Source organism: Candidatus Neomarinimicrobiota bacterium (genome assembly GCA_022560655.1).
Classification (GTDB): domain Bacteria; phylum Fidelibacterota; class Marinisomatia; order SCGC-AAA003-L08; family TS1B11; genus JADFSS01.
In genome coordinates, this window is sequence record JADFSS010000069.1 from 1 (window position 1) to 10475 (window position 10475).

Annotated in this window: 9 protein-coding genes; 7 read left to right on the forward strand and 2 right to left on the reverse strand. The window is 62.3% G+C overall.

What is annotated here, in order from left to right; translation table 11 throughout:
* The first annotated feature begins 294 nt into the window (after positions 1-294).
* From IH971_09330 to IH971_09355, 6 genes are all read left to right on the forward strand, one after another.
* Positions 295-1212, forward strand: coding sequence for an aminotransferase class IV (locus IH971_09330; GenBank protein ID MCH7498039.1), 918 nt, complete (start codon positions 295-297; stop codon positions 1210-1212).
* Positions 1213-1253: 41 nt separating this feature from the next.
* Positions 1254-1967 (forward strand): HAD family hydrolase, encoded by a 714-nt coding sequence (locus tag IH971_09335; protein MCH7498040.1) that lies wholly within the window; start codon positions 1254-1256, stop codon positions 1965-1967.
* A gap of 130 nt (positions 1968-2097) precedes the next feature.
* Positions 2098-4182 carry a hypothetical protein gene (locus IH971_09340; protein ID MCH7498041.1) on the forward strand — a complete coding sequence of 695 codons (2085 nt, stop codon included), beginning with the start codon at positions 2098-2100 and terminating at the stop codon, positions 4180-4182.
* Positions 4182-5291 carry a YncE family protein gene (locus IH971_09345; protein ID MCH7498042.1) on the forward strand — a complete coding sequence of 370 codons (1110 nt, stop codon included), beginning with the start codon at positions 4182-4184 and terminating at the stop codon, positions 5289-5291. Before IH971_09340 ends, IH971_09345 begins: the two co-directional genes overlap by 1 nt.
* Positions 5292-5384: 93 nt before the next feature.
* Entirely contained in the window at positions 5385-5846 is a 462-nt protein-coding gene (nrfH, locus tag IH971_09350) for a cytochrome c nitrite reductase small subunit (GenBank protein MCH7498043.1), read from the forward strand.
* A gap of 12 nt (positions 5847-5858) precedes the next feature.
* Positions 5859-7259: an ammonia-forming cytochrome c nitrite reductase subunit c552 gene (locus tag IH971_09355; protein MCH7498044.1), complete on the forward strand. Its 1401-nt coding sequence runs from the start codon at positions 5859-5861 to the stop codon at positions 7257-7259.
* Between the two features lie 22 nt (positions 7260-7281).
* On the opposite strand, the gene IH971_09360 is transcribed toward IH971_09355, so the two are convergent.
* Positions 7282-7563, reverse strand: coding sequence for a hypothetical protein (locus tag IH971_09360; protein MCH7498045.1), 282 nt, complete (start codon positions 7561-7563; stop codon positions 7282-7284).
* A 47-nt stretch (positions 7564-7610) separates the two neighbouring features.
* Entirely contained in the window at positions 7611-8888 is a 1278-nt protein-coding gene (gene kynU, locus IH971_09365; GenBank protein MCH7498046.1) for a kynureninase, read from the reverse strand.
* Between the two features lie 314 nt (positions 8889-9202).
* Here kynU and IH971_09370 point away from each other — a divergent pair.
* Positions 9203-10475: hypothetical protein (locus tag IH971_09370; protein MCH7498047.1), on the forward strand; the 1273-nt coding region annotated here is incomplete at its 3' end.

Here is a 10475-nt window from a genome sequence, read left to right on the forward strand (position 1 = left end):
TGGGGTCGCAACGGTGTCATCTTGATGTCACGTTGGTGCCGCCTCGGTGCCATCCCCTCCGACGTGACCCGTGGCACCCCCCCGGGGGGGGCCACCAGCCCGTTGCGGCCATCTTGGGGTCACGTTTGGGCCACCTTTGGGCCACCCCTTCCGTCGGTGGGCGTGATACCGCCAGGGGAGGCGGTAGCCCACCCCGTTTGCATCCCCAACCACGAGCGGCTGTCCGTCCGCGGCCTTGAGACCCAACACTCACCTTGCTAACTTGTCTCCCCCAAAGCAAGGAAAGGCACTGCCATGCTCACCGGAACCCATGCGTTTGACCAGGACCCCCGCAACGCGGATATCCTGATCTATGTAGACGGCGAGATTGTCCCGCGCAACGAGGCCCGCGTCTCGGTTTTCGACAGCGGCTTCCTGCTGGGCGACGGCGTCTGGGAGGGGTTGCGCCTGCACGCGGGCAAGCTCCTCTTTAGCGCAGACCACCTGGACCGGCTCTACGCCGGGGCCAAGACCATCGATCTGGACATTGGCATCTCGCCCGACGAACTGCTGGACAAGATCGGGGCGACCCTCGACGCCAACGCCATGACCACGGACGTACACATCCGGCTGGTGGTCACCCGCGGCCTCAAACTGACCCCCTTTCAGCATCCGGCGGCCAACGTCGGCGGGCCCACCATCGTGATTATCCCTGAGTATAAGGTTGCCAGCGAGGCCACCCAAAGCCAGGGCATCAGGCTGTTCACCGTCCATGTGCGGCGCGGCGCACCGGACGTGCAGGACCCCAAGCTGAATTCCCTGAGCAAGCTGAACTGTATCACTGCCTGCATCCAGGCCCACAAGGCCGGCGCCGATGAGGCTTTGATGCTCGATCCCCACGGGTTTGTCGCCACCTGCAATTCCACCAACTTCTTCATGGTGCGCAAGGGCGCGGTCAAAACCTCCACCGGGCGCTACTGCTTGCATGGGGTCACCCGTGGGGCCATCATCCGCCTGTGCCGCGAGCATGATATCCCCGTGGCCGAGGCCGACTTTTCGCTGGCCGATGTCTACGGCGCCGACGAGGCTTTCGTAACCGGCACATTCGCGGGGGTCATTCCCGTCATCGACGTTGATGGGCGCACCATGAGCGGCGGCCGGCGCGGCCCCCTCACCAGGCGGTTGCAGGACCTTTACGCTGCCCTGGTCGATGCCCAGACGGCCGGAGGATAATCCCGCCCGTGGACAGGTCGCCTCCACCCCTCAGGATCGCCATGTGGTCGGGCCCGCGCAGTATTTCCACGGCCATGCTGCGCGCCTGGGGCAACCGGCCCGACACCTTCGTCACCGACGAGCCGCTCTACGGCTACTACCTCCGCAGCACCGGTTTGGACCATCCCGGACGCGAGGAGATCATCGCTGCGCAGTCCTCCGACTGGCACGCGGTGGTGGCTTGGCTCACCGGCCCCATTCCGTGGGGCAAGACCGTCTGGTTTCAGAAGCATATGGCCCATCATCTGCTGGACGAAATCGACCGGCGCTGGCTGGACGAGGTGACCCACTGCTTCCTCATTCGCAAGCCCAGAGAAGTGCTGGCCTCGTACGTTGAAAAACGGGCCGCCGTGACCGTTGAGGACCTGGGTTACAGGCAGCAGGCGGAGCTCTTTCGGCAACTTTGGGATGAGCGTTCGCAGCCCCCGCCGGTGCTGGACGCCCGCGATGTTCTCACCAACCCCGCACGGGCACTGACCCTTCTGTGCCACCGTGTGGGCGTCGAGTTTCGGGAGGACATGCTATCCTGGGCGGCCGGCCGGCGGCCCACGGACGGGGTCTGGGCCCGGCACTGGTACCAGTCCGTGGAAGCGTCTACCGGCTTCAGGCCCTATAAGCCCAATCAGGTTGCCCTGCCGCCCGGGCTGGAAGCGCTGGCCGCCGAATGCGAGCCCCATTATCAGCTGCTTTACCAGCACCGGATCAGGGTCGCTTAGATGGGGCGCCCCGTGATGCAGCGACCGGGCCGAGTTTACGCGCCACGGCGGCAGGACCTCGGAGCAAAGATCACCCTAAGCATCCCAGTCTATTTTGCCGTAAAATCAGACCTAATCCAGGGAGGTAAATATGAGGCCAATGGCATACACCGCGGGCCTGTTCTTGGTGGCATCAATCCTGGTGGCACAGGACAGTGAGAGTAAGCAAGACTCGCTGCATTTCGAGTTCATACCCGCAGCACTGGAACTGGAAATCGGCGGCTCCGCCATGCTCAAGATAGCGTTGCTCACCGAAGAGGGCAAAGTCTCGAACAATGCCTTCTTTATTTTCGGCAGCTCCGCCAAGGGGATTTCGGCCAGTCCTCGTATCAGCGATTCCACCGGCTTCGCCCACGTAGAGATTACGGCCCATCGACCCGGCCGACAGGCACTGTACGTGCGCAGTATCAGCGTAACCCGCAAGGAGCGCGTCAGGGACACGCTCTACGTCGAGGTACCCTTCCCACCTGTCGCCCGGCTGGTCTTTGAAGAGCCTGTCAAAAAACTGTATGCCGGCACGACCATCAACTACCGTGTGACCGTTTTTGACGAGGCCGGATTGGAGCGGGACGAGCGTGCGGCGCTCTCCACCAGCAACAAGTCCATCGCCCGGATCGATGCCTTCGGTAATCTGACGGCCTTGAAACCGGGGAATTTCACCCTGAAGGCCGAGCTGCAGGGAGTCACCGCTGCCCTCAAGGTGAGAGTCGTAAGGAATCCGGTTATTGGCATCGAGCTCACCAGTCCGGTGGAAGAGGCGCGCACCGGCGACGTGGTGAGGTTTACAGCCAAAGCGCTGGCCAATCGCTCCGGGAAGGCGGTGAAAGACGCCCCCATCAGCTACTCATTCACAGGTGAGGCCAACTACGGCATAGGGCTGCCTGCCAGCGGTCAGATTACACCGGACGGCCGGTTCGTGGCGGAAACGGCCGGAATCTATACCATTTACGCGAACAGCGGTGGATTTTCCAGCCACAAGACCATTGGAATCGTCCCGCGCAACGTGAGCAAGAAGGTGGAGCTGGTGGGCCACGGCGTGGTGAAGAATCACTATACCTCCGACCTGTGGGTGTGGGCCGGGATCGGCGAGTTCAAGGGGCGGGATTTTGCCGTGACCGGAACCTGGGGCGCCAACGGGGAGGCCTATTTCTGGGAAGTGACCGACCCGTCCAACCTGGTGATTATCGACACGGTGATCGTGGATGCGCGTACGGTGAATGACGTGAAGGTGTCAACAGACGGGCGCACGGCGGTCATCACCCGCGAGGGGGCCTCCAATCGCAAGAACGGGTTTGTCATTCTGGATGTATCCAACCCCTTTGATGTAAAAATAATCTCGGTATTTAATCACGATATGACCGGCGGCGTGCATAACGCCTTTATCTATGACAACTATGTTTATGCTGTCAACAACGGCCGCAAGTTTGACGTCATCAGTATCGAGGATCCCGCCAAGCCCTACCGCGTGGGGGTGTTCGAGCTGGACACGCCCGGTCATGCCATCCACGATATCTGGATCGAGGACGGTATCGGCTATTCCTCCAACTGGCAGGACGGGGTCTACGCCGTTGACGTGGGCGGTCTCACCAGAGCCGAGCGCAACATCCCACTGATCAACGCGAATCCGCTGCTCAAAGCGGCCGGTCGCGGCAGCCCGTCCAACCCCGTACCCCTCGCGCATCTGGAAGACACGACGGGGCGCAACCACGCTGCTTTTCCGTTTCTGAGCCAGTCGACGGGTACCTTTTATATCATTGCCGGCGATGAGGATTTCCCCGCCGGCTTCGATGCCACTGATGACCGCATCTCGTATGCGGCAGGTGGGTTCCATTTTATGGATTTTTCAGATATCAACAATCCCCGGGAAGTGGCGCTTTACCAGGTTCCGGAAGCGGGCGCCCATAACCTGTGGGTGCGGGGCGACACGCTTTATGCGGCCTTCTATCAGGGCGGACTGCGGGTGCTGGACATTTCGGGTGAACTGCTGGGGGACCTCTACAAACAGGGGCGGGAGATAGCCAATTACTTCTCCCTAAGCAAAGAAGGAGTGTTTGCCAATGCCCCCATGGTCTGGGGGCCGCAGCCCTACAAAGACCTGATCTTCTTTTCCGACTTCCACAGCGGCCTGTACGTCGTCCGGCTGGCCTCACCGGACAAGCAGGTGGGCACCCACTGATGGGGCGCCGGGCCCTGGTGCGGCGATTGCTGAGCGCACTGCTCATGCTGGTTGCGCTGCCGCTGGCGGCCCGGGACTACTATGTGTACGTCACGGCCGAATCCGAGGACCAGGTGGCCCTGATCCGGTTCGATGGGCGCGACGCCGTGGTCATACAGGAGATCAATGTGGGGGTCTGGCCAGTGGAAATTGAGGGTCCCCACGGGCTGGCGATCTCCCCGGAGGGCGATTACTGGTATCTGTCGGTGGCCCACGGATTTCCTTACGGTCACGTGTACAAGTATGCCACCGGGGATGATCAGTGGATCGGGCGGGTGGAACTGGATCTGTTTCCCGCCACCCTGCAAATCTCGGCCGCCACCGGCATGCTCTATGTGGTGAACTTTAACCTTCACGGGGACAAAAAGCCCAGTTATGTGTCCGTGGTGGACCCGGAATCCATGACCGAGATCGACCAGATCGAGACCGGTATCATGCCGCACGGCTCCCGGCTTACCCGCGATGGTCTGAAGCACTATTCGGTGGCCATGATGGATGGCATGCTGTACGAAATCGATGCCGTGGGCATGCGTATTACCCGCACACTTTTTCTCGGAAAAGAGCCGGCTCCAGTGACCGGAATGAAGCGCTCAAAGGGCGCGACGGGCAACCATCATATGCCGCCCATCCGCAAGGAGCAACCCACCTGGGCCGCACCCGACCCCAGCGGGGAACACGTCTACGTCACCAACAACGGCACCGACGAGGTGGTGGAGGTGGACCTCAAGGACTGGCGCATCAGCCGGCGCTTTGCAACGGGACGGGGCCCGTATAACTGCGAGGTCACCAGCGATGGCAAGCTCCTGGTGGTGACCTACAAAACCGATGCCGCCACCGCGGTATGGGACCTGCAGTCGGGCCGGGAACTGGCCCGTATACAGAACACCCGGCGGGTCACTCACGGGGTCGCCATTTCGCCGGACAGCCGCTACGCTTTCGTGTCCGTGGAGGGCATCAGGGGGCAGCCCGGTTCGGTGGACATCCTCGATCTGCGGGAGCTGTCGCTGGTGACCCATGCGGAGGTGGGCAAGCAGGCCGGTGGGATCGCCTTCTGGAAGATGGTGGACTAGGTAGCCTGGTGGCGCGCACGACACGGCCTGCACTGCCCCATGCCCGGTACGACTCCCGGCCCGTTTCGAACTCGCACGCCAGCTGGGTAACGCTTGCGCAGGTATGAACTTGGCCCGCGGGGCGCCCTCGCCGTCGTAGGCATTTTTCTCGGAGCGTCGCTGTTTACGTTCTACTTTGGCCAGGGCTTTTCCTACCTCAGCAAAAACCCCCGCGCTTGCGCCAACTGCCACATAATGTCCGAGCAGTTTGCCTCCTGGCAGAAGTCCAGCCATAAGGCGGTGGCCGGCTGCATCGATTGTCACCTGCCTTCGGGCACGATGGCGAAGTGGGGTGCAAAAATTCTGAATGGCTATAACCATTCCGCCGCATTTACCCTCCAAAATTTTCATGAGCCTATTCGGATTCACGCCCGGAACCGGCGCTTGTTGCAAGCGAATTGCGTGCGCTGCCACAGCTCGCTGGTCGCGAGCATGATGAACAGGGTACCCGCTGACGGCGATGAGCGACGGTGTGCTGTTTGCCACCGGCAGGTGGGCCACGCGGCTTCAAGCTAGGAGGGGCTTACGATGACAGGCGAAGCCAGGCGAAAGAGTTTCATTGGGAGTCGCCTGTGGCCGCGCCGCTCCTACCTCGTGCTCACCGCGGTTGCCGCCGGCGTCACGGTCCTGGTGCTTTGGCTGCTGCTCAGCATTAGTCAACGGAAGGCCGAAGCCTTCAACCCGTTCTTCCGGGTCGTGGAGCTGGACGACTCGATCGTGGACCCCAAAGTATGGGGCAAGAACTTTCCCCTGCAATACGACGGTTACCGGCTCACGGTGGATATGACCCGCACCCGCTTTGGCGGGAGCGAAGCCCTGCCCCGTGACCCAACCGCGACCGATCCTCGAACCAGGGTGGCTGAATCCAAACTGGAAGCTGACCCCCGTCTAATAAGAATGTGGAGCGGCTACGCATTTTCCAAAGATTTTCGTGAGGACCGCGGGCATGCATACATGCTCACCGACCAGACCTACACGGAGCGGCAGCGGGTGGCCAAGCAGCCCGGCACCTGCATCCACTGCCATGCGTCTACCTATGTGGCTTACCGCGAGCTCGGGGAGGGTGATCTTACATTGGGGTTCGAGCGGCTGAATCGAATGTCCTATGCCCAGGCCAGAGAGAAAGTGACCCACCCCATCGCCTGCATCGATTGCCACTCGCCAGAGACGATGGCGTTGCGGGTGACGCGGCCAGCATTTATGGAAGGCATCCGCGCCTACAAGGCCACCCTCGGCAGCCCGAATTACGACGTGAACGAGGCAGCGTCGCATCAGGAGATGCGCACCTACGTGTGCGCGCAATGCCATGTGGAGTATTATTTTCGCGGCGAGGAAAAGCGCCTGGTCTACCCGTGGTCCCGCGGCCTGAAAGTTGAAGATATCCTCGCCTATTACGACGCGGAGGGGTTTAAGGATTGGACGCATGCTGAAACGGGCGCGCCGGTATTGAAGGCCCAGCATCCCGAATTCGAAATGTGGAGCCAAGGCATACACGCCCGTTCGGGGGTGGCCTGCAGCGACTGCCACATGCCCTATAAACGGGTTGGGGCCATGAAGATCAGCGACCACCATATACGGAGCCCGCTGCTGAACATTAACCGCGCCTGCCAGACCTGCCATCGTGTGGGTGAGGCGGAGCTCAGAGCCCGGGCCGAAAACATCCAGCAGGTGACCTTTGAAATTCGAGAAAGGTCCATGGAGGCGCTCATGGCCCTGATAACCGCACTTAAGGACGCGAAGGCCAGCGGACGGAGCGGTGATGTCTTTACGAAGGCGCAGGATTTTCAGCGGCAAGCACAGTTCCGGCTCGATTTTGTGGAAGCGGAGAATTCGATGGGCTTTCATGCGCCCCAGGAAGCGGCGCGCATCCTGGCCGGCGCCATCGACCTGGCCCGCCAGGGTCAGATCCTTCTCGCTACGGAACGCTAGGGTCCGCCAGCATAAGGGAGGGTTAGCGGGTCAGGTAGCCGCCCAGCAAGCGCTCGAACTCCGGAAAATATCGGCTGATGACGGTCAAGTCGAACGACCGCAGGATGGACTCCTTCGGCTCCCTGTCAAGCAGAAATTCGAAAGCCGCCTGCACCAGCCGCTCCTCACTCACAGCGCCCTTGGAAAGCTTTTTGTAGGTCAGCGGTGACATGCTCACGCGGTGGGTGGTTTTGCCGGCGCCCTCGCCCACCGTCACCTGGAACTCGGTCTTGCCACCAGCGGACGTCTTTTCAACCTCGATCATGGTGTTCATTGCCCTCCTTGAAATTGCCCGGGCCGTGTGTTTCCCGGTCAGGTAACGCCGACTCGCTCCTCGGAATAGCGCTCGTAGCGCCGTTCCGCAACCACCTGCCTGATGCGATCCACAGCCTGCCAGACATGGGAAAAGCCGGTGTACAGGGGTGACAGCCCCAGGCGCAGGTAGTCGGGCTCACGGAAGTCTGCCAGCACGTTCATTTCTTCGGCCAGGGCGCGCGAAATCCGGTACGCCTGCGGGTGGCGCAGGCTGATGTGGGCGCCGCGTCTGGCCGGGTCACGAGGGGTGCCGAGCTCAAAGCCGAGGGGCGCCAGATCGGTGTCGAAGAGCTCCAGCAGGAAGCCGGTCAAAGCCTGAGCTTTGCGGTGCAGTGCCGCCGCGCCGGCCTCCAGCAGCAGGTCCAGCGCCGGTTCCAGCGCCAGGAGCGACAGCACGGCCGGCGTGCCCACACAGAAGCGGGTGACATCGCTGGCGGGCTGGAACTGCGGGTCGAACTCAAAGGGGGCACGGTGTCCGAACCAGCCCTGGAGGGGCGTCTGTACAGTGCGATGCAGGTCCTGGCGCACATACAGGAGGGCCGGAGAGCCCGGTCCGCCGTTCAAATATTTGTAGGTGCAGCCCACGGCCAGGTCCACGCCCCAGCGGTCCAGCTCAACAGGAACGACACCGGCAGAGTGGCTCAAATCCCACAAGACCAGCGCGCCCACGTCGTGGGCCCGGCTGGTGATGGCCGGGACATCGTACAGATAGCCGGTCTTGAAAGCCACCTGGGATAAGGTTACCAGTGCCGTGCGTTCATCGATGGCCTCCAGGAGGCGCTGCCAATCAATGCTGATGCCGTCGTGGCCGGGGGGCACAACATGCAGGCGGTGGTGGCCGCCCAACGTCCGCACGCAGCCCTGCAAGACATAGAGATCGGAGGGGAAGTTCAGCTCGTCGGTGACGATGCGGTGGCGGTCTGGCCGTAGCGCCAACGCCGCCAGCACCAGTTTATACAAGTTGACCGAGGTGCTGTCGCCGAGCACCAGTTGACCCGCCGCGGCCCCCAGCAATTGGCCGAGTCGGTCGCCGAGGCGGGCGGGCGCAGCGACCCAACCGGCATTCCAGCCACGGACGAGGTCACGCCCCCACTCCTGGTCTATGGCGGTGGCCAGACGGGACACCGTTGCACGGGGGAGCCGGCCGAGGGAGTTGCCCATGAGGTAGATCAGGTGCGGTTCCTGAACCACGAACCGGTCCGCAAAAGGGGCCAGTGAATCTTGATTGTCCAACTCCCTGGCGCGGGCCTGGGATGCTGGTGGGGAGACCTTCACCCGCTAAGTTAACCAACAGAGGCGCAAATTGGCGCTATCCTCGACTTGAAAGGTCACCTGCCCATATATTCCAACAGGGGCGGATTCCACTTGCATCTTGACGAAATATTATATATGTTTCAACACCGGGAGAGCGACGGGGTTCGGCTTCCGAATTGGGAGCGGTGCCCGTTAGAGCGACTACGATAGGGCTTTGTAAAAAGGGGCCAACAACCGAAAGGTCGTGATGAGTGTAGCCATACAAACTCTCGCATACCCGATCCTCGCAGCTGTTGGCATTTTTAATATCGGCTGTCCCGACAAGATATTGAGCTATGTCTGACAGTATTAATCTAAACGACGCACTTTCGCAGTTCAGTACCGGCGAGATTAACCTCATTGAGGAGTCCGATGATTCCGATGAGAGTGAAGAGACTCGCGGGGCAGAACGCGGGAGGGGTCGCGAGCGATCGGACGAGGCTCGCAGGGGGGGGCGCGACCAGCTGCGCGCCGCTTTTGCCAGGTCGCGGCGGTCGCGTCCGGCGGTTGTGCTCGACTTCAGTGCCGCGGCCCGGGCAGCCGGCGGCGACGAACCAGAAGGTGAGGACGAGGCCGGTGAGGCCCCCGCTGCTCGTGAACGGGGCTCAGCGCGGAGAGCGCTTCAGCAGGGCTTTCAGCAGGCGCGCCAGGAATTAAACCGCGCCGCCCAACCGGCCGCCACTGGCGGTGGTGCGGCCGCTGTTCCGGTAGGCATTGAGGGGCAGACCGCACAAGTGGGTCAAGCGCGGGTAGGAAATCAGCAGCCTGCGGCAGGACCGGCGCAGGGTCTCCAGGCAGGCGGTCGCCCAGCGACCATCTCGGCCAATGATCCACCACCGCAGCTAGACGGCGTGCGCGTAGCAGCCAGTTTTGAGCAGACCGCCTTGGGATTCGCACTGGCACAGGGACGGTCCCCTGCCGAACAGATTGCCGCCAGGGGCGCTCAGAATCAGTTTACCCAATCTTTCCTCCAGACCCGACTTGCCAGTGCCGCAATCGGGGCCGGTGATCGGGGTGGCTTCGCCATCGGGTCGGCGGCCGAGAATGGACCGACGATCGTTGGGAATGCCGCTGAGATCAGAACCGGTGATGCCGAGGATATTCCCGGCCCCTTGGGTCGGATCCAAGGCGCCGGAGAGAATCCGGGTGGCGCCCCAACGAATCTTTTGGATCCTACCGCACAAGCCGGAACTCCACCGCCGGCAGGGGGCGCCAATAACCCGGTGCCAGCCGGGCCGGCTGAGACAGATTTCGGTGCCGTTACGAATGCCGGGGCGGTGCCCGAGCAGGGACCGGCAGCCGGGGTGGGTGCCGACAATACTACTTTGGCGAATCCGGGGCCCCCGGCGGCGCCCGGTGACAACGACAATCCTGCGTTTGTTGAACGTAACGTAGAGCCTCCCGGCGGAGAGCCGGTGGCCGATCCGGCCGACCTGACCGCAGCAATTCAGCAGCCTGCCGGTGGCGGCGCAGGACTTGGCGGTGAGACCAATGCAGCGAATGCCGCGGGCGAAACAGATGTTCCCGGCGCTCAGCCGGCAGCCGCTCCACCTAACCTGGCGGATGCCT